The organism is Stenotrophomonas sp. 116085_Sma, from assembly GCF_056479585.1.
Genome location: NZ_CM151057.1, coordinates 4,559,777 through 4,585,539, shown reverse-complemented (window position 1 = coordinate 4,585,539; position 25,763 = coordinate 4,559,777). Strand labels below are relative to the sequence as shown.

Sequence of the window (25,763 nt, the reverse complement as noted above, 5' to 3'; positions counted from 1 at the left end):
GTGCAGCCAGCTTCGTGCGCGGGCATTGAATCGGCCCTTAATTCGGCTGGCCAGGATGAATGGAGGCGTAGGCCCGCATGCTGGCATGACCTGTGCCCCGGTCGCCAGCGCAGGGGCATACGTTAATCTTGCGTCATGAGCGATTCACTGTTGCCCCGCGCCGATGACGTCCTGCTTGCTGCTGCGAGGATCGCCCCGCATGCCAGCGTGACCCCGGTGCTGCGCTCGCGCACGCTCGATGCAATGACCGGCGCACAGTTGGCGTTCAAGGCCGAGCACCTGCAGCGCGGCGGCGCATTCAAGTTCCGCGGTGCCTGCAATGCCGTGTGGTCGCTCGATGCTGATCGTGCCAGTGCTGGCGTGGTGACCCATTCCTCCGGCAACCACGGCGCCGCGCTGGCCTTGGCCGCACGCACCCGTGGCATCCCCTGCCATGTGGTGGTGCCGGAAGGGGCGGTGGCCGCCAAGCTGGCCAACATCGCCCGCCACGGCGCCACGCTCTGGCGCTGCCCGCCGACCATCGCCGACCGCGAGGCCACCTGTGCCAGGGTGCAGGCCGATACCGGCGCGACCCTGGTGCATCCGTATACGGACCCGGCGGTGATGGCCGGGCAGGGCACTGCGGCCCTGGAACTGCTGCACAGCGACGGCCCGTTCGATGTGCTGGTGGTGCCGGTGGGCGGCGGTGGCCTGGCCAGCGGTACCGCGCTGGCCCTGCAGCACGCCAGTCCGCACACGCGGCTGATTCTGGCCGAGCCGGCCGGTGCCGATGACACCGCGCGCTCGCTGGCCACCGGCGAGCGCCAGGGCGCGTTTACCCCGGACACCATCTGCGATGGCCTGCGTACCCTGATCGGCGCGCCCAATTTCGAGTTGCTGCGCGCTGCGGGTGCCGAGGTGATCGTGGTCGATGACGCCGCGACGCTGGCGGCGATGCGCCTGCTGTGGGAGGTGCTCAAGCAGGTGGTGGAACCCTCTTCGGCCACCGTGCTGGCTGCGGTGCTGGCGCAGCCGCAGCGCTTCGCCGGCCTGCGCGTGGGCCTGGTGCTGTCCGGCGGCAACGTCGACCTGCCAGCCCTGCGCTGGGAGGCGGCGTGAGCCGCGGGCGGCACCGCGAACGCACCGGCCTGCTGGGCTGGTTGTGGCGGCTGTTCGTGCTGCTGGTGATCTGGCTGCTGGGCGTGACCGCCTGGATCGTCTGGATCGGTGAACGCGACCAGGCCGCCAAGGCCGACGCCATCATCGTGCTGGGTGCCGCGGCCTATGACGCCAAGCCGTCACCGGTGTTCGAGGAGCGCATCCGCCACGGGCTGGACCTGTATGAAGCACGCTACGCGCCGCTGCTGATCTTCACCGGTGGCTATGGTGGCACCGGCGCGCGCTTCTCCGAATCGCAGGTGGCGCGGCGCTACGCGCTGAAGCATGGCGTGCCGGATGACGCGATCCTGATCGAGACCGCGTCGCGCAATACCGTGCAGAACCTGGTGGAAGCCAAACGCTTGATGGACCAGCGCAACCTGCACCGGGTGATCATTGTCAGCGACCCGCTGCACATGGCGCGCGCGCTGCGCCTGAGCAAGGCGCTGGGCATCGATGCGCTGGCCTCGTCCACACCCAGCACGCGTTTCCGCAGCTTCCATACCAGCTGGCGCTTCCTGGTGCAGGAGATCTACTTCTTCCACCGTGATCTGGTGCGCCCGCCGCTGAGTTCGCCGGCCAATACCTGAGCGGCTGCCGCCTGCTTTGGGTGGGTGCCGACCTTGGTCGGCACAACCTGCCAGATCGCGATGCCGCAGGCGTTGTGCCGACCAAGGTCGGCACCTACCAGAACGGATTCCGTGCATGAGTCGGTAGTCGCCGACCTTGGTCGGCGCATCACCCGTGATCGATCGATCAGGTCTGCTTGCGCCGGATCGGAATTGCCGACACCGGCACCGCGGCCACGTCATGCCCGCCTTCGCGGATCGGCGCACCGGGGTCCGGTGCCCAGGCGTGGGCGTAGATCACTTCCCAGCTGCTGGGCAGCTTGCCGTCGGCGCCACGCATCGGTTCGTACGCGGCCGCGGCGGCAGCGAAACGTCCGCGCCCGGTCAGGGTATGGCGGCGGTCTACCCGCGCATTGGTCGCGCCCATCGCGCGCAGCTCGCGCATCAGCGATGGCAGGTCGTCGTAGGTCAGGGTGAACAGATCGCGGTCCAGCACCGGGTCGCGGAAGCCAGCCATCATCAGTGCATCGCCGAACTGCGCGATCTGCGCGAAGCGGCTCACGTGCGGGCGGTCGTCGGCGGCGGCGAAGGCTTCGTTGAGTTCGATCAGCGTTTCCGGGCCGAACGTCGAGCACAGCAGCAGGCCACCCGGCTTGAGCACGCGGCGGAACCCGGCGAACACCGCCGGCAGGTCATCCACCCATTGCAGGCACAGGTTGCTGAAGATCACGTCCACGCTGTTGTCGGCCAGCGGCAGCGCACTGGCATCGCCGCACAGGCGCTGGAACGGCTTCCACCAGCCGGCCTGGCGCTTGGCCTGGTCCAGCATCGGCAGCGCCACGTCCAGCGCGATCACCTGCGCCTTCGGCCAGCGCTTCTTCATCAGCGCACTGGCGTGGCCGGTGCCTGCGCCAATGTCCAGCACCACCTTGGGCTTGCGTGCCTCCAGGTAGTCCAGCGACTCGATCAGCCGCGACTGCACCTCGCGCTGCAGGGCGGCGGCAGCGTCGTAACTGGTGGCGGCACGCGCGAATGCGCGACGGACATGGCGGGCATCGAAGTGGGACGGCATTGCGAAAGTCTCTTAGAACGTACCGGGGTAGGCGCCGCCGTCGATCAGCAGGTTCTGCCCGGTGAGGTAACCGGCCTGTGCACTGCACAGGAAGGCGCAGGCGGCGCCGAACTCGTCCGGCGTGCCGAAGCGGCCGGCGGGAATCTGCTGGCGGCGGCGCTCGGCCACTTCCGCGGCGTCGCCGTCCTTGCCCGCACTGTGGGCGAAGTTGGCGCGCAGGCGATCGGTGTCGAACTGGCCGGGCAGCAGGTTGTTGATCGTGACGTTGTGGGCCACGGTGCGGCGCGACAGGCCGGCGACGAAACCGGTCAGGCCGCTGCGCGCGCCGTTGGACAGTGCCAGGATGTCGATCGGTGCCTTCACCGCCGACGAGGTGATGTTGACGATGCGGCCGAAGCCGCGCTCGATCATTGCATCCACGGTGGCGCGAATCAGCGCGATCGGCGCCAGCATGTTGGCATCCAGTGCGGCAATCCAGTCGTCGCGCTCGAAGGTGCGGAAATCACCCGGCGGTGGGCCACCGGCGTTGTTGACCAGGATGTCCACCTGCGGGCAGGCGGCCAGCGCCGCCGTACGGCCGGCCTCGGTGGTGACGTCGGCGGCGACGGCGCGTACCTCACCGGCACCGGGCAGTGCACGCAGTTCGTCGGCAGCGACCTGCAGTGCAGCCTCGCCACGCGCTACGACCACCACGTTCACGCCCTCGCGCACCAGTGCACGTGCGCAGCCCAGGCCCAACCCCTTGCTTGCGCCGCAGACCAGTGCCCAGCGACCAGTGATACCCAGATCCATGCGTCAGTCCTGCGGAATTCGGTAGGCGCTCATTGTCCGCCATCGGCCGGTGACAGGCCGGCAACGAAGTGTTGCAGGGCGGCGGCCACCTCATCGGCATGGCCGAGGAAGGGCGCATGGCCGCCGTGGGCGACGGTCAGTGACTGCGCGCCCGGGGTCAGCGCCGCAGCGGCCTGCATGGCGACCGGTGACACCAGGCGGTCGCGCTGGCCGGCGATCCACAGGCTGGGTTTGCCCAGCGTTGGCAGTGCACCGCGCAGGTCGGTGCTTTCGAGCAGGCGCAGGCCTTCCAGCAGGGCGCGTTCAGTGGGGGCACCGCGCTCGACCAGGCGCTGGCGCAGCGTGCGCAGCTCCTCGCGGGCGTGCGCCGAGCCCATCACGTCCAGCGCCAGGAAGCGCTCCAGGGTACCGCCGAAATCGTTGGCCAGCTCGCGCCCGAACTGCTCGAACACTGCCGGTTCCACCGCGTGCGGCCAATCCTCGCCACGCACGAAACGCGGCGTGGCGGCGATCATTGCCAGGCCGCGTACCTTCGGCAGCGTTGCCGCCGCGTGCAACGCAAACAGGCCGCCCAGCGACCAGCCGCACCACACCGCCGGTGGCGTGGCCGCAGCAATGGCGCTGACCACGAACGGCAGGCGCAGCGGCGTGGTGTCCTCGCGGCTGTGCCCATGGCCGGGCAGGTCGACCAGATGCAGGGTGAACTGGTCCGCCAGCCGCTGTACCAGCGGCGCGAACACGCCGCCCTGCAGGGCCCAACCGTGGATCAACACCAGGTCCGGCCCACGGCCGGTGACTTCAATATGCATGGGCAACGAAGCGGAACTCAGGCAAAAGCGGGCAGCGGCGGCGGGGCGGCTTCGCGTACGGCCAGGTCGAGGCGATCCCGCGCGTTGGCGATGGCCTCGACCAGGCCCCGCACCTGTTCCGGCGCATGCAGTGCGGACAGCGTAACGCGCAGGCGCGCCTTGCCTTCCGGCACCGTCGGCGGGCGGATCGCGCCGACCAGCCAGCCGGCCTGTTCCAGCGCCTTGGACATCGCCATGGCGCTGTGGTCATCGCCGCACAGCAGCGGCTGGATCGGCGTTTCCGAGGCCATCAGGTCCAGCCCGTGGCGGCGTGCTTCGCTGCGGAACAGCGCGATCAGGTCGGCCAGCTTGGAACGGCGCCAGTTGTCCCGGCGCGCCAGGCGCACCGCCTCGAGTGCAGCGGCGGCCATCGCCGGTGGCACGGCGGTGGTGTAGATGTACGGGCGCGCGGTTTCGGCCAGGTGCTCGATCAGATCGTCGCGGCCCAGCACCAGCGCACCGGAACCGCCCAAGGCCTTGCCCAGCGTTACCAGCTGCAGCGGTACGTCGTCCACGCCCAGGCCGGCGGCAGCAACGGCGCCACGGCCATCACCCACCACGCCCACGCCATGCGCGTCATCGACGTAGAACAACGCCTGCTGCAGGCGCGCGACCAGCGACAACGCACGCAGCGGCGCGATGTCGCCATCCATGCTGAAGACACCGTCGGTGGCGAGCATCGCCGCGCCGTCGGGCGCGTGCTTGAGCTGGCGCATCGCGCCTTCCGCATCCAGGTGCGGGTAGCGGCGCAGGCGCGCACCGGCCAGCCGCGTCGCATCGAGCAGGCTGGCGTGGTTGAGCTTGTCCTGCACGCATACGTCGTTCTCTTCGCTCAGCAGCGCCTGCTGCACCGCCAGGTTGGCGGCGAAGCCACTGCCGAACAGCAATGCACGCGGGTAACCCAGCCATTCGGCCACTTCGCGTTCGAGGGCGTCGTGCATCGCGTGGTGGCCGCAGACCAGGTGCGAGGCACCGGCACCGGCACCTTCGCGCGCAGCGGCGTCCTGCAGCGCATTGACCACGCTGAACTGCTGCGCCAGGCCCAGATAATCGTTGCTGCAGAAGCCGGTCAGCCACTGGCCGTCCACCTCAAGGCGCACGCCATCGCGACGGGTGACCGTACGTCGCGGGCGGCGACGGCCTTGGACATCGCGCAGAGCGCGCTGGGCTTGGAGGCGGGCGGTCAGGTCGGGGCGGGCCATGGTGGCTGAATGCGTCGACGGGGCGGCTAGGGTAGCGCGTTGCCGCGGCGCCTGCTTGCGGCCCGTCTCAGGCGGCGTGAGCGCAGCCGCAGCCGGGTGCATCGGCGCTGATATCGGCGTGCACGGTGCCGCCGTGGTCGTGGCCTTCGGCATCCACCTGCACCGCCATCGGCTGCAGCCCGAGCCGGGCGAACAGGGCCAGGTCGCGTTCGCTTTCCGGGTTGCCGGTGGTCAGCAGCTTGTCGCCGTAGAAGATCGAGTTGGCGCCGGCCAGGAAACACAGCGCCTGCAGTTCGTCACTCATCGCCTCGCGCCCGGCCGACAGCCGCACCATCGAGCGCGGCATGGCGATGCGGGCCACCGCGATCATGCGCACGAACTCGAATGGGTCCAGTTCGGCGCTGCCATGCAGCGGCGTACCCGCCACCTGCACCAGCTTGTTGATCGGCACCGAATCCGGATGCGCCGGCAGCGTGGCCAGCGCCAGCAGCAGGCCGACGCGCTGCGCGCGCGTCTCGCCCATGCCGACGATGCCGCCGCAGCAGGTCTTCAGGCCGGCATCGCGCACGTGTTCCAGCGTATCCAGGCGGTCTTGGTACTGGCGCGTGTGGATGATCGAATCGTAGTAGTCCGGCGCGGTGTCGATGTTGTGGTTGTAGTAGTCCAGGCCGGCGTCCTTCAGCGCACGCGCCTGCTCGCCGCTGAGCATGCCCAGCGTGGCGCAGGTCTCCAGACCCAGTGCCTTCACCCCGGCGATCATCGCCGCGACCTTCGGAATGTCTCGATCCTTCGGCGAACGCCATGCGGCACCCATGCAGAAGCGCGATGCACCGGCGGCCTTGGCCTGGCGTGCCTTGGCCAGCACCGCGTCGGTCTCCATCAGCTTCTGCGCGTTCACCCCGGTGCTGTAGCGCTGCGCCTGCGGGCAGTACGCGCAGTCTTCCGGGCAGCCGCCGGTCTTCACCGACAGCAGCGTGGACACCTGCACCTGCGACGGGTCGAAGTGCTCGCGATGGACCGCTGCGGCGCGAAACAGCAGCTCTGGGAACGGCAGATCGAACAGCGCCTGCAGTTCGTCGTGTTGCCAGTCGTGGCGGATGGCAGCAGCCATGGCGGGACCTTGGGTACGAATGGAGCGAGGGCGGCAGTGTGGGTGGGTTGATGAATGCTGTCAACCGCGATGATGTTATTGTGGTTTACGGGTAGCCACTCCCATCAAGCTTGGCGGAAACGCCGCATTTCACCGCATCCTGCAAGGGCTTCGGCCAAAGTGGCCGCTGCCCAACGGAAGTGCTGGCGCGCAGACTCTTTCCCATGACCGATCTCCATCGTCTCCGCGGCCGCATCAGCGCGCTGGTCCTCAGCGAGGCCTGGCGCCGCCGCGCCGCGCTCTGGGGCGGTGCCGTGGCCGTGGCGCTGGTGGCGATCCTGTTCGCCAAGGCCAGCGATGCGGCCTTCCATCTGTTCCAGCGCATCACCTCGCACTCGCCGTGGTGGGCCCTGCTGCTCACGCCGGGCATCTTCGCGCTGCTGGCCTGGCTGACCTCCGGCGTGCTGAAACCCACGCGGGGCAGCGGCATTCCGCAGGTCATCGCTGCGTTGGACAAGCCCGATGAGCCATTCCGGAAGACCAATCTTTCGCCTGCGGTCTCAGCCGGCAAGCTGCTGCTGACCTCGTTGTCGCTGCTCGGTGGCGCGTCCGTTGGCCGCGAGGGCCCGACCGTGCACGTGGGTGCCAGCCTGATGTACCTGTTCGGCCGCTGGTTCGGCTTCAAGGATCCCCGCGAGCTCTCGCACTTCCTGTTGGCCGGTGGCGCTGCCGGTATTGCGGCGGCGTTCAACACGCCGCTGGCCGGCATCGTCTTCGCCATCGAGGAGCTCAGCGGTCGTTTCGAGCATCGCTTCTCAGGCACCCTGCTGACCGCGGTGATCGTCGGTGGTGTGGTATCGCTCGGTCTGTTGGGCAACTACACCTATTTCGGCCATGTGAGCGCGCGTCTGCCGCTGGGCCAGGGCTGGCTGGCAATCCTGCTGTGCGGCGTGGTGGCGGGCCTGCTGGGAGGCCTGTTCGCGCGTGCGGTGCTGGCCAGTGCGGCGGGCCGCCCGCGCTGGCTCGGGCAACTGCGGCAGCGGCATCCGGTGCTGTTGGCCGCAGGCTGTGGTCTGGTGGTGGTACTGCTCGCCCTGGTCTTCGGCGAAGGCGCGTTCGGCACCGGCTACGAGCAGGCGCGCAGCCTGGTGCAGGGCCAGGCGGTGGTCGGCCACGAGTTCGGGTTGATGAAGCTGCTGGCCAATCTGGCCTCGTATGTGGCGGGCATTCCCGGCGGCCTGTTCTCGCCCGCGCTGGCGGTCGGCGCGGGACTCGGCCACAACCTGGCAGTGCTGATGCCGGGCGTGGACCCACGTGCCTTTGTGCTGCTGGGCATGTGTGCCTACCTGACCGGCGTTACCCAGGCCCCCCTGACGTCGGCGGTGATCTCGCTGGAGCTGACCGACAGTGGCGACCTGCTGTTGCCGATCCTGGCGGCGGTGCTGATCGCCCGTGGTGTGTCCGGGCTGGTGTGCAGGGTACCGATCTATCGCGGGTTGGCGGAGCTGTTGATGATGCCGAAAGCGGTTGGAGATGTAGCTGCTGCGGATCCTCCTGCGCGATTGTGAAGCGGCGAAAGGCATGTGATCGTCGGCCATGCAACGCAATGACGAATACCTCTGGGTCGCGCCGATAGACAGCGATCATTGCTTCAATCAACGCGATCAATCAGCCCTCCATCTTCACTCCAGCGGTGAAGCTGATTCCGCGTTGCACCGTCTACCCGATGCCACGCGCGACGCAGAAGATGCGTCCACGCCGGGGCTGCACCCGGACCTGCATCGAGAGCGCGACCATGATCAACTGCCGTATCCGCAGCCTGGCGGCTGCCGTCCTGGCCCTGGCCAGTTCCCCCGCGCTGGCGTTGGCGGGCACCCCATTGCTGCCCAGCGAGCGCAGCATCGGCACCCTCGAACCGGTGGCGCGTTTCGAAGGCGCCATGCCCACCAGCGTGGCGGTATCTGAAACCGGGCGCATCTTCGTCAACTTCCCGCGCTGGGGCGATGAGGTGGCCTACAGCGTGGCCGAATGGCGCGACGGCCGCGCCGTGCCCTATCCGGATGCGCGCATCAACCGCAAGGACGATCCCGACCCGGCAGCACACTTCATCAGCGTGCAGAGCGTGGTGGCCGATGGCCAGGGCCGGCTTTGGGTACTGGACACCGCCGCACCGAGCTTTTCAGCGCCGCAGGCCGGCGGCGCCAAGCTGGTGGCGATCGACCTTGCCACCGACAGCGTGGCCAGGACACTGGTGTTCCCGGCCGACGTCATCGATGCGCGCACCTACGTCAACGATGTGCGCTTCGACTTCCGGGTCGGCCGCGAGGGCGTGGCCTACGTGACCGATTCGTCGCTGAGCGGTATCGGCGGCATCATCGTGATCGACCTCGCCACTGGCGCCGCGTCCAAGCGCCTGGTCGGCCACGTGTCCACCTCGGCCGATCCCGCCTTCGTGCCGATCGTGGAAGGGCAGCAGATGCGACTGCGTAACACCGATGGTTCGTCGGCGTCCTTCACCGTGGCCGCCGATGGCATCGCCCTGTCGCCCGATGGCGGCACCCTGTTCTATACGCCCTTGTCCAGCCGCCATCTGTACAGCGTGCCCACCGCCTTGTTGCGCGACTCCACGGTGAATGAGGCGACGCTGGCGGCAGCCGTGGTCGACCTCGGCGACAAGGGAGCGTCCGACGGCATGGAAATGGATGCCAACGGCCGGCTGTATACCAGCGACTACGAGCACAATGCCATCCATGCCCGCGACGCGCAGGGGCGGTGGACGACGGTGGTGCACGACCCGCGCATCCTGTGGCCGGATACGCTGTCGATGGGGCCGGACGGCTATCTGTATTTCACCGCCAACCAGCTGCATCGACAGGCCGGCTTCAATGGCGGCGTGGATCGCCGGCAGAAGCCCTACATGGTGTATCGCACGCGTGTGGATGCCGCACCTGCGCCGACGCGGTGAAGTGCCCCGTAAACGGGTAAGGATGCCTACGGGTTGAAGGGGGTGCGCCTGATGGCCCCGGGGCCGCGGCGCGATCACGCTGTAGCGCATGCCGGCCCTGTCCACGCCCACTCGTCTTCTGCAGGCAGCGCTTCGCGTGCTGCTGCCACTGCGCTGCCTGGTCTGTGGCGAGCCGGGCCACGATGAACTTGACCTGTGCAGCGCCTGCCTGGCCCATCTGCCCTGGGCCGGTCGTGCCTGCCTGCGCTGTGCACTGCCGTTGCCGGACAACGCCCTGATCGTCTGCGGTACATGCCGCGACGAGGTACCGCCGCAGGCCGCCACGCATGCCAGCCTGCTGTACCTTCCCCCCGTCGATCAGCTGTTGGTGCGCTACAAGTTCCACCAGGATCTGGCGGCCGGGCGCTTGCTTGCCCAGCTGATGCAGCGCGCACCACCGCCCTGGTCGTGCGCGCCGCTGGTGCCGGTGCCGCTGCATGGGCGGCGCCTGCGCCAGCGCGGCTACAACCAGGCCGCCGAACTGTGCCGGTTGCTGCCGATGCCCGTCTGGCAGGGGCTGTACCGGCGGCGGCATACCGCACCGCAGTCCGAACGCACGGCCGAACAGCGCAGGGAGAATCTGTTCGATGCGTTTGCTGTTCGTGGTCCGGTGCCCTCGCGGCTGACCGTGGTCGATGACGTGATGACCACCGGCAGCACGGTGATGGAGGTCGCCGAGACGCTGCGCCTGGTCGGCGCTGGGGAGGTGCGCGTGTGGGTCTGTGCGCGGGCGCCGTGATCGCCCTCTTCATCCACAGGGTCTAGGATGAGGCCGGTTCCGGATCGGAGGAGTGGCCATGAATTCCCCCTTGTCTCCCTTGTTGTCGGCGGTTGGGCGCAGCTGGTGGATCCTGCTGTTGTACGGGCTCGTCGCACTGGGTTTCGGCATCGTTGCCATCGGCTGGCCGCTGTCCGCAGCGATGGCACTGGCCTGGACGCTGGGCGTGATGGCCATCATCGAGGGCGTCATCAGTCTGTTCGCATTGATCAATGGCGGCAGCGGCGCGTCCCGCGGCTGGCTGGCGCTGTACGCCCTCGCCTCGCTGGGCTTCGGCATCCTGGCGGTGATCAATCCGCTGGCCACCGCCAGCGTGCTGGTGCTGTTCCTGGCGGCGTGGCTGCTGGTGGCCGGCATCTATCGCATCGTGTTCGCGATCCGCGTGCGCAAGCAGATCCAGGGCGAATGGTTGCTGATCCTCAGCGGCGTGCTGGCGGTGGTGCTGGGCCTGCTGTTTGCGGCCAATCCATATGCCGGCGTGGCGGTCACCACGCTGTGGATCGGCATCGGCAGCCTGCTGTACGGCCTGCTGCAGGTGCTGGTGGCATTCAAGCTGCGGAAGCTGAAGTGAGAACCGCGCTTCCGCTGTTGCTGGGCGCGGCACTGGCCATCGCCGGATGCACGCCGGGTGCAACGCCCGCAGTGCAGACAGTCGAGCGCCATGCACCGCGCCCCGGTGTGGATGTGCGCCTGAGCGCGGTCGATGCGGATGGCAAGGGCACGCAAGCGCAGTGGCAGGGCGAGACCCTGGCGCTGCGCGAGCCGCCGATTGCCGGCAGCGCCGATATCGCCGATGTGCGCTACGTGCTGGACGAGGGCCAGCAGCCCGGCCTGCAGATCCGCTATCGACCCGAAGCGCACCAGCGCATCCACGATGGCACGGCAGCACTGGTGGGCCAGCGAGCAGCGATCAGTGTGGATGGCCGCGTGCTGATGGTGGCGACGGTGAAAGGCCCGTTCGGTGAATCGATGATGCTGAGCGGGCTGCCGAGCATTGCCGAGGCACAGGCGTTGGCGAAGCACATCACCGGTCAGTGACGGGCGCGCCAACACCACCGCGTTACGCGCGAGGTCGACCAAGGTCGACCGCTACCGGGCGAACCGTGCCTCGATTTCTTCCAGTGACTTGCCCTTGGTCTCCGGCAGCCAGAACGCGGCTACCAGGAAGAACACGAAGGTGCAGGCTGCCCAGAACACGAACATGCTGGCGTAGCCGTAGTGGCCCACCGTGGGCAGGAAGATGGCGGCGATGGTGGTGGATACAAACTGGTTGATCAGCAGTGCGATGCTCATGCCATTGGAACGGATGCGGTTCGGCATCAGTTCCGACAGTGCCAGCCACACGCATACGCCGGGGCCGACCGCGAAGAACGCGACGAATACCAGGATGCAGGCGGCCACCGCCCAGCCATGTGCAGGCGGCGGCACCGGGCCGATGCGGGCCTGTTCGATGCGCAATGGCGCCTGGCCGGCACTGGCCGGGTCGGCGAACGGGTTCAGATGCAGTTTGCGGAAGAACGCACCAATCACGCTGTCGGGCTGCACGGTGCCAGCGCGCTCGATGCGCAGCTCGCGATCGGCCAGGTTGTCGCTGCGCAGGGCGCGCACATTGGTGAAATCACCGTAGGCGTAGGACACGGTCAGCTGCATCGGCCGGCCCTGGCTGTCGATGCCATTGCTCAGGCGCTGCCACTGCGCATCATCCAGCACCAGCTGCAGGCCGTCGCCGCTGACCGCCGCCTGCAGCTGCGGCTGCACATCGGCGCGACCGCGTTCGGCCTGGAAGAACAGCGTGGCCGCCGCCAGCAGGGCGACGCAGATACCGCCGCTGCCCAGCATCAGCAGGAATTTGCGGCCCTTGCGGTCGACCAGCAGCAACGCGACCACGGTCATCACCGCATTGAGCAGCTTGATCGCCACGTCGGCGCCGTTGGCCACTGAACCGGACAGGCCGGCCTGGTTGAGGATGTTCACCGCGTAGGCCAGCACCGAATTGATGCCGGTGGCCTGGGTGCAGGCCAGCACCACGCAGGCGAGCAGGAACGGCACCACATAGCGGCGGCTGAGCAGCGGATCGCGCTTGCCTTCGCTGCTGCTCGATTCCGGCGCCTGGATCTGGGCCAGCGTGGGCTCGACATCTGCGGCGGGCAGGACGCGCTGGAGGCTGCGGCGGGCTTCATCGATGCGACCGCGGCGCACCAGCCAGCGTGGTGATTCGGACAGCCAGAAGATGCCGGCACAGAACAGCAGGCCCGGCGCCAGGCAGGTCCAGAAGATGGTGCGCCAGGCGTGGTCCTTCACCGTGAACAGTTCCTGCGCCTGCTGCGCGACCGGCAGCGAACGCACGGCTTCGGCGGCGGCATCCACGGCGTGGGCGTGGTACAGGCCGATCAGGGCTGCCAGCACCAGGCCAACGGTCAGCAGCAGCTGGAACATCGCCGCGCCGCGCCCGCGTCGCTCGGGGCTGAGCACTTCAGCCAGGTACAGCGGAATCACGACGCCGATCAAACCGCCACTGATGCCCTGCAGCAGGCGTCCCAGCAGCAGCGGCGTGTAGCCGGAGGCCAGTGCCATGATCGGAATCGAGGCGGTGAACAGCAGGCCGGCCAGCAGCATCGCACCGCGGCGGCCGATCAGGTCGGCAACCATGCCGGCGAACAGCGAGGACAGCACGCTGCCCAGCAGCACCGCCGCCACCACGAAGCCGAGCTGCTGGCTGCTGAGCTGCCAGGCGTGGCTGGCAGTTGCTTCAAGATAGGGCAGGGCGCCGGCGATGATGCCGATGTCGACGCCGTACAGCAGGCCACCCAGGCCGCCGATGAAGAGCAGGTAGCGTACGGGCCAGCGCGGAGCGGTGGAAGCGGGTACGGCAGGTGCGGCGGCTGCGGTCATCGGCGTATTCCTGGAATAACGGGGATGGTGCGTGGCTGATGCAAGGCGCTTGCGCGCTTCATGTAGAGCCGAGCCATGCTCGGCTTGCCGCGCGAAGCGCGGCGCGGACGTCGTCGATGTCGGTGCGAAAAGCAGCCGAGCATGGCTCGGCTCTACAGACGTGCGTCGCCTAGTGCAGGTCGATCACGCGGCCACCGACCACGACCTGCTGCAGGCGCAGTTCGGCGTCCAGCACCACCAGGTCGGCGCGGGCGTCGGGCGCGATGCGGCCGCGATCGCCCAGGCCCAGGTAGTCGGCCGGGAAGGTGGAAACGCGTTGCGAGGCATCGGCCAGCTCCAGGCCCACCTGCACCAGGTTGCGCAGCGCCTGGTCCATGGTCAGTGCACTTCCTGCCAGTGAACCGGTCGCCAGGCGCACGCAGCCGCCGCACTTGTGCACGCGTTGCTCGCCCAGCGCGTATTCGCCATCGGGCATGCCGGTGGCGGCGGTGGCGTCGGTCACCGCGTACAGGCGCGGGATCGCGCGCGCGGCCAGGCGGATCACGCCGGGATGGATGTGCTGCAGGTCGGGAATGATCTCGGCGTACTGCGCATGTGCCAGTGCCGCCGTCGCAATGCCCGGGCGATAGTGATCGACGCCGGTCATGCCGTTGAACAGATGGGTGAAGCCGGAGGCGCCGGCCTGCAGCGCAGCAACACCTTCTTCGTAGGTACCGGCGCTGTGACCGAGCTGCACGCGGATGCCCATTGTCGAAAGCGCGGGAATCAGCGCGGTGTGCTCGCCGATCTCCGGCGCCAGCGTCATCACCCGGATCGGTGCCAGCGCGTGCAGCTGCTGCACCAGCGCCAGTGTTGCTTCGATGGTGCGGTTGGGCTGCGCACCCAGCCGCTGCGGGCTGATGAACGGCCCCTCCAGATGCACGCCGGCAATACAGGCGGCCTCGGCGTCGGGTGCCGCCATGGTCGCGGCCACGCCCTGCAGCGCGTGCTCGATCTCGTCCAGCCCGGCGGTCATGGTGGTCGCCAGCAGCGTGGTGGTACCGAAGCGCAGGTGCGTACGGGCGATGGTGCGTGCCACGTCGCCGCCCTGCATCAGGTCCACGCCGGCGGCGCCATGCACATGCAGGTCGATGAAGCCGGGCAGGATCACCGGCAGCTGCAGATCGCCGGCACCGCTGTGGTCGTCCACCTGCAGCTGGCGCACGTCCGAATCGAAGTGGACCTGGCCACGCCGCCAGCCCAGCGGGGTGAGGATGCGGCCATGCAGGGAGCGGGTGTCGGTCATGCGGCGGGCTCGGCGATGATCACTTCAATGCCCAGCCGCTGCAGTCCCTCGCGGGAGGCGTCGTCGATGCCGGCATCGGTGATGATGGTGTGGATCTGATCCAGCAGAGCGATGCGGTGCAGGCTGACGCGCCCGAACTTGGAGGCGTCGGTCAGCACCACGATGCGGCGTGCACGCTCGACCATGCGATGGTTGAGGCGGGCTTCGGCTTCGTCATGGGTGGTCAGGCCGAACTGCAGGTCCAGGCCGTCCACGCCCAGGAACAGCGTGTCGAAGCTGTAGGAGTTGAGGCTGGCTTCGGCCTGGCTGCCCTGCAGCGACAACGACTGCTGGCGCAGCAGGCCACCAGTCAGCAGCACGTTGATGCCCGGCGCGTTGGCCAGTTCCCAGGCGATGTTCAGCCCGTTGGTCATCACCGTCACGTCGCGCTGCGTGCGCAGGTGGCGGGCCAGGGTCATCGTGGTCGAGCCGGAGTCGATGATGATGTTGTCGCCGGGCCGCACCAGGCGCGCGGCACACGCACCGATCGATTCCTTCAGCGGCAGGTTCAGTGCGTCCTTTTCGTGGATGTCCTGTTCCTGCGGCGGCGTGCGCACCAGCGTGGCGCCACCGTGGGTACGGTTGGCCAGGCCCTGCGATTCGAAGTGGGTCAGGTCGGCACGGATGGTCACCGCCGACACGCCGAAGCGCTCGACCAGATCGGCCACCTGCACCGCGCCGTGCTCGATCAGCAGCTGCAGGATCTGTTGTCGGCGGGAGCGGGTGTTGCGCATGGCCATTCTCGGTGTCGCGGGGAAAGGTAGAGATTAGCCGTTCGCAGCAGCGGCAGCAGCCGAGCCTGCGTTCTGCGTGCGGGTTCCGGCCTGGTTGGCGCTGCACGCACGGGCGTACTCGCCCAGGCACAGGCCGATACGGTGCTGCACCAGTGCGGTGGGGGTGTTGGCCAGCGTGCCCTCGCGCACGGCACGGTACTGCTCCGGCAGGTACTGGCTGAGCAGTACCAGCGGCGGCGCGTGCCGTTCCAGGTTGGCGAACAGGGTCTGCACCGCCTGCACCAGCGCGGGCTCGCCCCAGTAGTAGCGGCAGCGGTCGCTGAAGGAATAGCTGCGCAGCAGGCGCAGCGCTGCCTCATCGCCCTGGTAGTAGGACTGCCAGTACTTCGGCTGCGCCACCATCACTTCATCCAGCACCTGCGGCAGGCGCGAGCACTGCGCCGCCGGCAATAGTTCGGCCTCGATCGCGGCCAGCGCGAACAGCGCTTCGCGGTAGGCGAAGGTCGCCGCCGGGCCGACCTTGAGGATGGCGAAGTGGTCGCGCACCAACGCGTGCAGGCCGCTTTCGCGCTGGTAATCGGTGGAATGCGCTTCGAACACGATGCGTGGCTGCTGTTCGAGGAAGTCAGCCAGCGCGCTGGCAGCGGCCGCGTCGTACTCGTGCACGCTGCTGTGGTCGAAGTCCACGCCCGGCTGCACGACCATCGCGATCACGCGCTGCCACGCGTCGCGCAGCAGCGGCGTGTCGAACGCCTGCTGGTGGATGGCCAGGGTCTGCGCGGCGGCGGCCGGCGTGGTCACCTGCAGGCCCTCGGCCAGCGAGGCTTCGCCACCGGGAATCGGCACCTCGGTACCGATCACGTAGACCGGCGGCGGCAGGCCATGATCCGCAGCGGTGCGCTCAGCGATTTCAGCCAGCTCGGCCGAACGCGCTGCGACGATGGCGTCCGGCAGCGGCACCGGGTCATCGGCGCAGGACATGCTGCAATCGAGGTGGATCTTGTGGAAACCGGCGGCGACGTAGGCTTCGATCAGCACGCGCGCGTGGGTCATCGCTTCGGCAGCCGGGCGCTTCTGCCAGGCATTCGGGCCGAGGTGGTCGCCACCCAGGATCAGCCGCTCGCGCGGGAAACCTTCCTCATCGGCCAGCGTGCTGACGTAATCGCGGTACTGCGGCGGAGTCATCCCGGTGTAGCCGCCGAACTGGTCGACCTGGTTGGAGGTGGCCTCGACCAGCAGCACGGTGCCGTGCGCCAGCGCCACGTGCATGGCCGCACGCAGCACCTGCTCGTTGCTGCAGCAGACGCTGTACAGGCCGACGTTGGCACCGGCGCGGTGGGAGGCAAGCAGGGTCTGCAACGGGGACATGGTCAGGCTCCGGTCAATCAGGAAAACGAGGGTTGGCAGGCGAGCAGGGCGGCACCACGGGCGCCACCGGCATCGCCGAAGCGCGGCGGCACGATCGGCGGAACCTGCACGCCGTTGAACAGATGCGCCGAGACGGCGGTTGGCAGCTGCTGGTACAGCGGTGCGTACTGCGACAGGCCGCCGCCCAGCACGATCACGTGCGGGTCCAGCGCCAGCACCAGCGCGGCCAGGCTGTGGCCAAGCAGATCGCGGTGGATGTCGAGCGCCTGGCGCGCACGCGCGTCGCCGGCCTCGGCCAGGGCGATCACCGCGCTGGCATCCACCGCACTTCCACCCAGATGGCGCTCGATCATCGCCAGCCCGCTGCCGGACACGTAGCGCTCCACGCAGCCCTGCAGGCCGCAGGCGCAGTCGATCAGTGGCAGGCCATGGCGCTGCAGCAGGTGGCCGGGCACGCTCCAGTGGCCCCATTCGCCGGCCAGGCCGTTGAAGCCGGACAGCAGGCGACCCTGCAGGCAGAAGCCGCCACCGGCGCCGGTGCCGAGGATGGCGCCGAACATGCTGGGATAGCCGTCGGCGGCACCGCCGTGTGCTTCCGACAGGGCAAAGCACTGCAGATCGTTGCCGAAGTGCAGCGGGCGCTGCAGGCGTGCCTGCAGGTCGGCGGCCACGCTGTGGCCGGTCAATGCCGGCACATTCGCGCTCAGCTGGCGGCCGCTGCGGTGATCGCGCACGCCGGGCAGGGCGATGCCGATGGCCGCATCACTGCGACCCAGCGCGGCATCGGCCTCGGCGACCAGGGTCACCACCGCCTGCAGGAAACCGTCGTAGTCGCCCTGCGGCGTGCTGACCCGACGTCGCCAGGTGACCTGCATCGCCGCATCGCACGCCACCAGCTCGATCTTGGTGCCGCCGATGTCGATGCCGTAGCAGGCGTGGGCGATCAGCTCAGCCATGGTGGATGGTGACGCCCTTGACGACGCGGTTGACGGTGCCGTCCGGGAACGGGTTGTCCGGGGTCAGGCCGAGTGCGGCCGAGCGCTGCAATGCGAACAGCTGCGCGAAGCCCAGCCACACCGGCGCCAGCCAGGGGTCGTCGAATGCAGTGTGAAGCGGCGGCACCACAAGGGTGTACTCGTCATCGGCGCCGATATCCGAGTGCGGGCCGATCGCCAGCACCTGGCCGGCCACGCCGTCGCGGCGCAGTTCTTCCAGCAGGTCCTGTTCGTAGCGGCGCGCCAGTGGCTGCACGCTGCGCAGCACCACCACCAGCGTATTGCCGTCCAGCGTCGACTTCGGGCCGTGGCGGAAGCCCAGCGGCGTGTTGGCCAGTGCCAGCACGCGGCCGGCGGTCAGCTCCAGCACCTTCAGTGCACACTCGCGGGCCAGCGCTTCCAGCGGCCCGCTGCCAAGATAGATCACGCGGTTGAACGGGCCCTGCGCAAGCGTTGCCACCGGTGCATCCCACTGCGCTTGGCCTTCACGGGCCAGCGCGGCGACCTGCTTCAGGCGTGCCACGCGGGCATCCCACGACGAGCGGTCGAACACAGTCAGCGCAGCCAGCAGCATGCAGGTCAGGCTGCTGGTCATCGCGAACGCGCGGTCGCAGCTGGCCGAGGGCATCAGCAGGGTGCAGGTATCTGCGCGGCCGGCGCCGCGGCGGGCGAGTTCGCCATCGGCGTTGCAGGTGATGTCGAGGAAGCGTGCGTCATCCACATCGGCGCGCACGCGGTCCACCGCAGCCACGCTTTCCGGGCTGGAACCACTGCGGCCAAACGACACCAGCAGGGTCGGGCGGTCGCGCTGCAGGTACAGCGCCGGGTGGGTCAGCAGGCTGGTGGTGTGCACCACGCGCACCTCGGCCGGCCACTGTGCATTGATCGCGTCGGCCACCATTTCAGCGATGAAGCCGGAGCTGCCGGCGCCGGTGAACAGCACGCGCTGGTTCGGGTCATTGAGGCTGTCGCCGAGGAAGGCCTGCAGGCGGTCGCGGGCACGCGACAGGTCCTGGGCGAGGGATTCCCACAGCGCAGGCTGCTGGGCGATTTCGGTAGCGGTATCGGCTCCGCCCAGGCGCTGCCAGGCGGACACATCGGAAAGCAGGGTGACGTCCATTCGGAGGTTCCAGTTGGGCCAGCGCACCATCTGCGTTTTCTTTCGAAATGTCAAATAGCGAAAGCAAAAAGAAAGAAAATGTGACTACGGCTTCGCTCTGACCAGAGCACGTCGGAAAACGCAAGAATCCGCCGGATGCCGTATCGCACAATGCTTAACAGGCGGCTGCAAGCGCTTACACAAAGTATTGCGACGCAACAACTTTCGTTTCAATGGAATATATCTTCCTTTTTCCTTTCAATTTGTTGACATCTTTCGAATCGCTGCCCTAGAGTCGGCCCAATCGCTTTCGAAACGCCCGGTGAACGGGTTGGGAGTCCGCGTGGAAAACTGCGTTCGTCGCTCGCCGCTGATGCTGGCCCTGTTGCCGGCATTGATGCTGGCGTCCATGCCGGCCCGGGCCGAGCCGGTCGGCAACCTGCGTTCGGTCAGCGCCAGCGACAGCCGCGATGGCGTGCGCGGCTGGGACCTGCAGACCGACAAGGGCGCGCGCATCCGTATCGAACTGCCGGCCACCGACATCATCCGCGTGCAGGCCGGCCGCAACGGCAAGCTGACCGGCGCCGGCGACAAGGCCGCGCCGATCGTGCTGCCGCAGCCCAAGACGAACGTGCAGGCGCAGCTGGAAGAAGACGCGCAGGAAATCCGCGTGCGTACCGATGCGCTGGTGCTGCATGTGCAGCGGCAGCCGCTGCGCATGCGCCTGGAACGTCTGGACAACGGCCAGCCCACCGCGCTGTGGCAGGAACTGCAGCCGCTGGACCTGGATGCCGCGCAGAGCGTGCAGGTGCTGTCCTCGCAGGCTGACGAAGGCTATTTCGGTGGCGGCCAGCAGAACGGCCGTTACCAGTTCAAGGGCCGCGAGCTGGACGTGTCCTACTCCGGCGGCTGGGAAGAGGGCGACCGTCCCAGCCCGGCACCCATGCTGCTGAGCAGCCGGGGCTGGGGCATGCTGCGCAATACCTGGAGCGATGGCAGCTACGACCTGCGCCAGCCCGACCAGGCCACGCTGCTGCACCGCGAAGACCGTTTCGACGCGTACTACTTCGTCGGCGCCGACCTGCCCAAGCTGATCGAGCGCTACACCCAGCTGACCGGCCGCCCGAACATGGTGGCGCGCTGGGCGCTGTCCTATGGCGATGCCGATTGCTACAACGACGGTGACAATGCCAAGAAGCCCGGCACCGTGCCCGAAGGCTGGAGTGACGGCCCGACCGGCACCACGCCGGATGTGATCGACTCGGTGGCCAAGCAGTACCGCGAGCACGACATGCCCGGTGGCTGGATCCTGCCCAACGATGGTTACGGCTGCGGTTACAAGCAGCTGCCGGAAACGGTGAAGGGGCTCGCCGGCTACGGTTTCCGCACCGGCCTGTGGACCGAGAACGGTGTCGACAAGATCGCCTGGGAAGTGGGCAAGGCCGGCAGCCGCGTGCAGAAGCTGGACGTGGCCTGGACCGGCAAGGGCTACCAGTTCGCGATGGACGCCAACCGCCAGGCGTTCAACGGCATCCTCGACAATTCCGATTCGCGCCCGTTCCTGTGGACGGTGATGGGCTGGGCCGGCATCCAGCGCTACGCTGTGGCCTGGACCGGCGACCAGAGCAGCAGCTGGGACTACATCCGCTGGCACGTGCCGACCCTGGTCGGTTCGGGCCTGTCCGGCATGGCCTATGCCAGCGGTGATGTGGATGCGATCTTCGGCGGCAGCGCCGAGACCTTCACCCGCGACCTGCAGTGGAAGGCGTTCACCCCGGTGCTGATGGGCATGAGCGGCTGGTCGTCGAACGCACGCAAGCACCCGTGGTGGTACGACGAGCCCTATCGCAGCATCAACCGCGATTACCTGAAGTTGAAGATGCGCCTGACCCCGTACATGTACGGGCTGGTGCACGAGGCCGCGCAGACCGGCGCGCCGCCGGTGCGTGGCCTGATGTGGGACAACCCGCGCGACCCGCACGCGCAGGATGAAACCTACAAGTACCAGTTCCTGCTCGGCCGCGACCTGCTGGTGGCGCCGGTGTACCGCAGCCAGGCCGCCAGTCGTGGCTGGCGTCGCGACATCCACCTGCCGGCCGGAGGCTGGATCGACTACTGGGATGGCCGCCGCGTGCAGGCCGGCGCCGACGGCCGCCAGCTCGACCGCCAGGTGGACCTGGCCACGCTGCCGGTATTCGTGCGTGCCGGTGCGATCCTGCCGATGTACCCGTCGATGCTGTTCGACGGCGAGAAACCGCTTGATGAAGTGACGTTCGACCTGTACCCGCAGGGCGACTCGCAGTACACGCTGTACGAAGACGACGGCAACACCCGCCGCTACCAGCAGGGCGAGTCGAGCACGCAGCGGATCCGCGTGCAGGCGCCGGCGCAGGGCAGTGGCCCGGTGCAGGTGCAGATCGACGCGGTGCAGGGCAGTTACAACGGTCAGCTGGCGCAGCGCCGCTACGGCCTGCGTGTGCTCAGCCGCCAGGCACCGCGTGCGGTGCAGGCCGGTGGCCGCGTGCTGCCGGCGCTGGCTGATGCCGCTGCGTTCAACGCTGCGGCTGAAGGCTGGTACTTCGATGCTGCCGAGCGTCGCGGCACCCTGCGTGTGCGGACCGCCAGCCAGGACATCCGCCAGCCGCTGCAGCTGCAGCTGGACTTCGCGGTCGCCGCCGCCGCTGCCGACGATGCCTATCCGGCGGCACCGGTGCTCGGCCGCGAACTGCCGGCCGACAGCCTGCTGGTGGTCAACCGCCCGGCCGAAGAACCCGGCCACGCGCTGGAAAATGCCTTCGACGATGATCCCAACACCTGGTTCCGCAGCGTGCGCAACCAGGCCGTGCGCACCGGTGCGCATGAGTGGGTGATCGGGTTCGGTGAGCGGAAGATGATCGATGGCATCGACATCGCGCCGCGCAACGACAAGAACTGGAAGCACGGCCAGGTGCGTGACTACGAGGTGTACCTGGGCGACAGCAATGGCGAGTGGGGTGAGCCGATCGCACGTGGCCGCCTGCAGTTGAAGGAGGGCGTGCAGCGCATCGACTTCCCGGCCCATGCCGGCCGCCTGCTGCGCTTCCGCGTGCTGAGTGTGCAGAACCCCGAAGGCGACGGCGCCAGCAGCACCGACCCGATGGTCACCGCCGCGCAGGGCAGCGCCCGTGCCTTCGATGCGCTGCAGCCGCGCGACGTCGGCCCGATCGCATTGTCCACCTTCCACATCCTCGAACACCAGGAACCGGAGCGACCGGCCCGGCAGCGCTATCTCTCCGAGCTGCCGGTGCCGGCCGCGCTGGCCAGCCAGGTGCGCGCCGACCAGCCGTTCCGTGGCGATGCCGGCATGCGCATGAACGGCCTGCAGTTCCGCCGTGGCCTGGGCGTCGGCGCCAACAGCCGCATTGACCTGCGCCTGCAGGGCGGCTGGCACCTGCTGCGCGCCGACCTCGGCATTGACGACGCGTGCCGCAGCGCCGGCGGCCTGCAGTTCCAGGTCTGGGGTGACAACCGTCTGCTGTACGACAGCGGCCTGGTGAAGGCACCCGGCGTGGTCAAGCCGGAGCTGGACATCCGTGGCCTTTCCACCCTGAGCCTGCGCACGCTGGGTGCGCAGGGCAGCCAACCCGCCCAGGTCTGTGCCAACTGGGCCAACGCCGTGCTGATCGGCCAGGAGGGCGACTCCGCCAGCATCGTCGCCCCATGACCCCCTCGTAACACCGCTCCTCCCCCCGCCCATTCCGACTACGGCCCTCATGGCCGTGGCCCGGGAGCGTTTTGCCCGCCGAACGCCCACGCGCTCACTTATTGCGCTGCACCCCTGCCAGGAGAGAACCCCGATGTTGCCCGCACGCCACCACCGCCCCCCCTGTCGTTCGATCGCTCCGCTGTCGCTGGCCATCGCCGGCGTGCTGCTGTCGGTCGCCGTTCCTGCCTTCGCCCAGGAGAGCAAGGACAAGGCCACCGACCTGGCCCGCATCGAGGTCACCGGCTCGAACATCCGCCGCACCGACGTTGAAACCGCCTCGCCGGTGCAGGTGATCAGCAAGCAGGACATCCAGAACATGGGTGCGCGCACGCTGCTGCAGGTGCTGGACAACCTGCCGGCCGCCCGCCCGGCGCAGCAGGACGCGCGCTCGCTGTTCACCGGCTCCGACGGTGCCTCGCAGGCCAACCTGCGTGGCCTCGGCGCGCAGGGCACGCTGGTGCTGCTGAACGGTCGTCGCCTGTCGTACTACGGTGCACCGGCCGGCTTCCAGACCCAGTTCGTCAACATCGATGCGATTCCGGCTGCGGCCATCGAGCGCATGGAAGTGCTGACCGACGGCGCCTCGGCGGTGTACGGCACCGACGCGGTGGCCGGCGTGATCAACGTGATCACCAAGCGCAACTTCCAGGGTGCCGAGGTCAGCTTCACCAACGACACCTCTTCGCGCATCGACTCCTACGGCGAACGCCAGGCCAGCATCACCGCCGGCTTCGGTGACCTGGCCGAGAACCGCTTCAACATCTACGGCGCGGTGAACATGTACCGCCGCGACGCGATCCCGCTGAGCGATTTCTACGACAAGCGGCCCGACCAGTACTACGTCAACAATCCGAACTACCTCAACAACCTGCGCCTGGGCGTGGGCAGCAAGCCGGGTGAATTCAATCCGGGTACTTACTTCGCCTTCGATCCGGTCACCGGCCGCCGTGTGCAGGAAGCTGCGCCGGGTTGCAGGAACGTGCTGACCAGTGAAGCGGCCGGTCCGCGTTGCGTCTGGGAAACCTGGATGAACAACGAGATCGACGCCGGTGCCAAGTCCGAGCGCAACACCGCCTACCTCAACGGCACCTTCCTGGTCGGCGACAGCACCGAGATCTTCGCCGAGGCGACCTACACCGACATCGACCTGCGCGCCAACGGCGGTACGCCGCGCACCTACGGCACCACCACCGGCAACCCGACCAGCTGGTTCTCGCGCAATACCGGCAACACCGTCAACCAGTTCCTGTACCCGTTCCTGGGCCCGAACAACGAGTACAACCACGCCAGCCCGCAGATGAAGGCGATGATGGGCGGTGTGGTCGGCCTGAACTACCTGCTGCAGGATGCCGGCCCGAACTATTTCGGCCAGCGCAATACCGACAAGAGCTACCGCGTGCTGGCCGGTGCGCGTGGCAATCGGGGCGACTGGAACTGGGAAACCGCGTTCGCCAGCGCCGGCACCCACTCCACCACCTACCAGACGATCAACGTCAACACCAAGGGCTTCGAGAAGGCCTTCGGCCCGTACACGATCGATCCGGGCACCGGCCGCGTGATCATCTCCGACCATCCGGCGTACAAGTTCGGCGAGATCAGCGAAGCCAACGCCGCACTGATCCGTGAAGCGTTCCCGACCTTTGACATCCAGTCGTGGACTCGCCTGCACACCCTCGACGGCAAGATCGAAGGCCCGCTGTTCCAGCTGCCGGCCGGTGAGATGCGTGCGGCATTCGGCTTCAACGCCAGCCGCGAAACCTTCTATACACCGGGTAACGCCGACGCCGCCAACGGCCTGATCACCCAGCAGGGTGGTTCGTGGTTCGACGGCAAGCGCAACACCTACGCGCTGTTCGCCGAGACCGTGGCGCCGATCACCGACAAGCTGGAACTGGATGCGGCAGTGCGCGTGGACAAGTATCCGAACTTCAGCGCCAATGTGGCACCGAAGATCGGCTTCAAGTACCAGGCGTTCGACCAGCTGATGCTGCGCGGTACCTATTCCACCGGCTTCCGCGCACCCAGCCTGGCCGAGTCCGGCAATGGTGGCGTATTCGCGCAGCTGGGTGGCTTCCGCGACGAGCTGCGCTGCAACGAGACCAACGCCATCGCCAACCTGTTGCTGAAGTCGCAGCGGCCGGGTGATGTCGACCTGGGCAAGAACATGCTGAACGTCGACTGCAGCCGCACCGTGGCCCGCATGACCCAGCCGAACAAGGACCTGAAGCCGGAGAAGGCGAAGATCGCCACCCTCGGCTTCGTGTACGAGCCGGCGAGCTGGCTGTCGGTGTCGGCCGACTACTGGTTCATCTACCGCAACAACGAAATCGTCGCGCCGGACTATCGCCGCATGGAAGACATCATCTCGATGTCGCGCTCGCCGATCACCGACAGTGACCGTGCCAACCTGGCCCAGCTGGCGGCGATGTGTGCCGATCCGGCCAGTGGCGTGAGCTGCCCGTCGGTGCTGCCGGGCTACTCGGCCGGCAACGTGGCCAGCGTGGTGGGCCAGTACAAGAACCGTGGCAAGACGCTGATCGACGGTTTCGACATCGATGCGCGCAGCCGCTTCTCGCTGGGTGACTGGGGCAACCTGAACATCGGCCTGGCCGCCACCATTGCCAACCGCAACCGCTTCTACATGGATGCGGAGAATGGCTGGTACTACGGCGACGTAGTGGGCTACTACAACAACCCGCGCCTGCGTGCCACGCTCAATGCCGACTGGACCTACAAGCAGGTCACCACCAGCATGTTCGTCAACTACGTGGGCGGCACCAAGTGGGCCACCGACCAGGTCGATGAAGTGAGCAACAACAAGGAAACCTGCACCGGCGGCTACCTGGCCCTGCAGAAGAGCAAGTGTGATGGTGCGCCGTCGTGGTGGACCGCCAACATGAGCGTCACCTGGCGCCCGGATGATGCATGGAACCTGAGCTTCACCGTCAAGAACCTGTTCAATCGCCTGCCGTTCTACGATCCGAATAGCTTCCTGGGTGACTCCAGTGACTACGCAACCATCTTCGGCCGTGGTTACAGTGTGACCATCGGCTACCGTTTCAAGTAATTCCGTTTGCGTGACCTGGCGTGCCGGCTGCGGCCGGCACGCTGCCA

The 25,763-nt window shown here is 68.0% G+C and carries 20 protein-coding genes; 9 read left to right on the top strand and 11 right to left on the bottom strand.

What is annotated here, in order from left to right; translation table 11 throughout:
• Nucleotides 1-135 precede the first annotated feature (135 nt).
• Both ACZK0Z_RS21210 and ACZK0Z_RS21205 read left to right on the top strand, forming a co-directional pair.
• Nucleotides 136-1,098 carry a pyridoxal-phosphate dependent enzyme gene (locus ACZK0Z_RS21210; RefSeq protein WP_197619435.1) on the top strand — a complete coding sequence of 321 codons (963 nt, stop codon included), beginning with the start codon at nt 136-138 and terminating at the stop codon, nt 1,096-1,098.
• Complete coding sequence (locus ACZK0Z_RS21205) at nt 1,083-1,727, top strand: YdcF family protein (protein ID WP_049432036.1); 645 nt, start codon at nt 1,083-1,085, stop codon at nt 1,725-1,727. The genes ACZK0Z_RS21210 and ACZK0Z_RS21205 overlap by 16 nt, the downstream gene beginning before the upstream one ends.
• Before the next feature lie 166 nt (nt 1,728-1,893).
• On the opposite strand, the gene bioC is transcribed toward ACZK0Z_RS21205, so the two are convergent.
• The 5 genes from bioC to bioB form a co-directional block, all read right to left on the bottom strand.
• Nucleotides 1,894-2,778 (bottom strand): malonyl-ACP O-methyltransferase BioC, encoded by an 885-nt coding sequence (gene bioC, locus ACZK0Z_RS21200; protein WP_197632371.1) that lies wholly within the window; start codon nt 2,776-2,778, stop codon nt 1,894-1,896.
• 12 nt (nt 2,779-2,790) lie between these two features.
• A complete protein-coding gene (locus ACZK0Z_RS21195; protein WP_049431869.1) occupies nt 2,791-3,570 on the bottom strand; it encodes an SDR family oxidoreductase in 780 nt (259 codons plus the stop codon).
• Nucleotides 3,571-3,599: 29 nt separating this feature from the next.
• Nucleotides 3,600-4,379 (bottom strand): pimeloyl-ACP methyl ester esterase BioH, encoded by a 780-nt coding sequence (gene bioH, locus ACZK0Z_RS21190; protein ID WP_197632372.1) that lies wholly within the window; start codon nt 4,377-4,379, stop codon nt 3,600-3,602.
• 17 nt (nt 4,380-4,396) lie between these two features.
• On the bottom strand, nt 4,397-5,620 hold the full coding sequence (bioF, locus tag ACZK0Z_RS21185) for an 8-amino-7-oxononanoate synthase (RefSeq protein ID WP_197632373.1): 1,224 nt from the start codon (nt 5,618-5,620) through the stop codon (nt 4,397-4,399).
• 67 nt (nt 5,621-5,687) lie between these two features.
• Nucleotides 5,688-6,731, bottom strand: a complete 1,044-nt coding sequence (gene bioB, locus ACZK0Z_RS21180; RefSeq protein WP_049431874.1) for a biotin synthase BioB — start codon at nt 6,729-6,731, stop codon at nt 5,688-5,690.
• Nucleotides 6,732-6,934: 203 nt separating this feature from the next.
• Here bioB and ACZK0Z_RS21175 point away from each other — a divergent pair, with 203 nt between their 5' ends.
• The 5 genes from ACZK0Z_RS21175 to ACZK0Z_RS21155 all read left to right on the top strand — a co-directional run bounded on the left by ACZK0Z_RS21175 (nt 6,935) and on the right by ACZK0Z_RS21155 (nt 11,530).
• Nucleotides 6,935-8,278 carry a chloride channel protein gene (locus tag ACZK0Z_RS21175; protein ID WP_197632374.1) on the top strand — a complete coding sequence of 448 codons (1,344 nt, stop codon included), beginning with the start codon at nt 6,935-6,937 and terminating at the stop codon, nt 8,276-8,278.
• A gap of 227 nt (nt 8,279-8,505) precedes the next feature.
• The gene (locus ACZK0Z_RS21170; protein ID WP_197632375.1) at nt 8,506-9,675 is read left to right on the top strand and encodes an L-dopachrome tautomerase-related protein; all 1,170 of its coding nucleotides are present in this window, start codon (nt 8,506-8,508) and stop codon (nt 9,673-9,675) included.
• A gap of 88 nt (nt 9,676-9,763) precedes the next feature.
• The gene (locus ACZK0Z_RS21165) at nt 9,764-10,453 is read left to right on the top strand and encodes a double zinc ribbon domain-containing protein (RefSeq protein WP_197619443.1); all 690 of its coding nucleotides are present in this window, start codon (nt 9,764-9,766) and stop codon (nt 10,451-10,453) included.
• Nucleotides 10,454-10,511: 58 nt separating this feature from the next.
• Nucleotides 10,512-11,063 carry an HdeD family acid-resistance protein gene (locus ACZK0Z_RS21160; RefSeq protein ID WP_049431885.1) on the top strand — a complete coding sequence of 184 codons (552 nt, stop codon included), beginning with the start codon at nt 10,512-10,514 and terminating at the stop codon, nt 11,061-11,063.
• A complete protein-coding gene (locus tag ACZK0Z_RS21155; RefSeq protein ID WP_197632376.1) occupies nt 11,060-11,530 on the top strand; it encodes a SecDF P1 head subdomain-containing protein in 471 nt (156 codons plus the stop codon). Before ACZK0Z_RS21160 ends, ACZK0Z_RS21155 begins: the two co-directional genes overlap by 4 nt.
• A gap of 51 nt (nt 11,531-11,581) precedes the next feature.
• On the opposite strand, the gene ACZK0Z_RS21150 is transcribed toward ACZK0Z_RS21155, so the two are convergent.
• The 6 genes from ACZK0Z_RS21150 to ACZK0Z_RS21125 form a co-directional block, all read right to left on the bottom strand.
• Complete coding sequence (locus tag ACZK0Z_RS21150; RefSeq protein ID WP_197632377.1) at nt 11,582-13,384, bottom strand: MFS transporter; 1,803 nt, start codon at nt 13,382-13,384, stop codon at nt 11,582-11,584.
• 169 nt (nt 13,385-13,553) lie between these two features.
• Entirely contained in the window at nt 13,554-14,669 is a 1,116-nt protein-coding gene (gene nagA, locus ACZK0Z_RS21145) for an N-acetylglucosamine-6-phosphate deacetylase (protein ID WP_197619449.1), read from the bottom strand.
• On the bottom strand, nt 14,666-15,442 hold the full coding sequence (locus ACZK0Z_RS21140) for a DeoR family transcriptional regulator (protein ID WP_049432038.1): 777 nt from the start codon (nt 15,440-15,442) through the stop codon (nt 14,666-14,668). The genes nagA and ACZK0Z_RS21140 overlap by 4 nt, the downstream gene beginning before the upstream one ends.
• Nucleotides 15,443-15,475: 33 nt before the next feature.
• Nucleotides 15,476-16,810, bottom strand: coding sequence for a D-tagatose-bisphosphate aldolase, class II, non-catalytic subunit (locus ACZK0Z_RS21135; protein ID WP_049431898.1), 1,335 nt, complete (start codon nt 16,808-16,810; stop codon nt 15,476-15,478).
• Between the two features lie 17 nt (nt 16,811-16,827).
• Nucleotides 16,828-17,766: an ROK family protein gene (locus ACZK0Z_RS21130; RefSeq protein ID WP_049431901.1), complete on the bottom strand. Its 939-nt coding sequence runs from the start codon at nt 17,764-17,766 to the stop codon at nt 16,828-16,830.
• Complete coding sequence (locus ACZK0Z_RS21125; RefSeq protein ID WP_049431904.1) at nt 17,759-18,925, bottom strand: SIS domain-containing protein; 1,167 nt, start codon at nt 18,923-18,925, stop codon at nt 17,759-17,761. Before ACZK0Z_RS21125 ends, ACZK0Z_RS21130 begins: the two co-directional genes overlap by 8 nt.
• Before the next feature lie 322 nt (nt 18,926-19,247).
• Here ACZK0Z_RS21125 and ACZK0Z_RS21120 point away from each other — a divergent pair, with 322 nt between their 5' ends.
• Both ACZK0Z_RS21120 and ACZK0Z_RS21115 read left to right on the top strand, forming a co-directional pair.
• Nucleotides 19,248-22,607 (top strand): TIM-barrel domain-containing protein, encoded by a 3,360-nt coding sequence (locus tag ACZK0Z_RS21120; protein ID WP_049431908.1) that lies wholly within the window; start codon nt 19,248-19,250, stop codon nt 22,605-22,607.
• 133 nt (nt 22,608-22,740) lie between these two features.
• The gene (locus tag ACZK0Z_RS21115) at nt 22,741-25,716 is read left to right on the top strand and encodes a TonB-dependent receptor (RefSeq protein ID WP_005414779.1); all 2,976 of its coding nucleotides are present in this window, start codon (nt 22,741-22,743) and stop codon (nt 25,714-25,716) included.
• The last annotated feature ends 47 nt before the right edge of the window (nt 25,717-25,763 follow it).

Coding starts and splice junctions, on each gene's coding strand:
- ACZK0Z_RS21210 (WP_197619435.1), top strand. CDS start 136: ATGAGCGATTCACTGTTGCCCCGCGCCGATGACGTCCTGCTTGCTGCT.
- bioC (WP_197632371.1), bottom strand. CDS start 2,778: ATGCCGTCCCACTTCGATGCCCGCCATGTCCGTCGCGCATTCGCGCGT.
- ACZK0Z_RS21195 (WP_049431869.1), bottom strand. CDS start 3,570: ATGGATCTGGGTATCACTGGTCGCTGGGCACTGGTCTGCGGCGCAAGC.
- bioH (WP_197632372.1), bottom strand. CDS start 4,379: ATGCATATTGAAGTCACCGGCCGTGGGCCGGACCTGGTGTTGATCCAC.
- bioF (WP_197632373.1), bottom strand. CDS start 5,620: ATGGCCCGCCCCGACCTGACCGCCCGCCTCCAAGCCCAGCGCGCTCTG.
- bioB (WP_049431874.1), bottom strand. CDS start 6,731: ATGGCTGCTGCCATCCGCCACGACTGGCAACACGACGAACTGCAGGCG.
- ACZK0Z_RS21175 (WP_197632374.1), top strand. CDS start 6,935: ATGACCGATCTCCATCGTCTCCGCGGCCGCATCAGCGCGCTGGTCCTC.
- ACZK0Z_RS21170 (WP_197632375.1), top strand. CDS start 8,506: ATGATCAACTGCCGTATCCGCAGCCTGGCGGCTGCCGTCCTGGCCCTG.
- ACZK0Z_RS21165 (WP_197619443.1), top strand. CDS start 9,764: ATGCCGGCCCTGTCCACGCCCACTCGTCTTCTGCAGGCAGCGCTTCGC.
- ACZK0Z_RS21160 (WP_049431885.1), top strand. CDS start 10,512: ATGAATTCCCCCTTGTCTCCCTTGTTGTCGGCGGTTGGGCGCAGCTGG.
- ACZK0Z_RS21150 (WP_197632377.1), bottom strand. CDS start 13,384: ATGACCGCAGCCGCCGCACCTGCCGTACCCGCTTCCACCGCTCCGCGC.
- nagA (WP_197619449.1), bottom strand. CDS start 14,669: ATGACCGACACCCGCTCCCTGCATGGCCGCATCCTCACCCCGCTGGGC.
- ACZK0Z_RS21140 (WP_049432038.1), bottom strand. CDS start 15,442: ATGCGCAACACCCGCTCCCGCCGACAACAGATCCTGCAGCTGCTGATC.
- ACZK0Z_RS21135 (WP_049431898.1), bottom strand. CDS start 16,810: ATGTCCCCGTTGCAGACCCTGCTTGCCTCCCACCGCGCCGGTGCCAAC.
- ACZK0Z_RS21130 (WP_049431901.1), bottom strand. CDS start 17,766: ATGGCTGAGCTGATCGCCCACGCCTGCTACGGCATCGACATCGGCGGC.
- ACZK0Z_RS21125 (WP_049431904.1), bottom strand. CDS start 18,925: ATGGACGTCACCCTGCTTTCCGATGTGTCCGCCTGGCAGCGCCTGGGC.
- ACZK0Z_RS21115 (WP_005414779.1), top strand. CDS start 22,741: ATGTTGCCCGCACGCCACCACCGCCCCCCCTGTCGTTCGATCGCTCCG.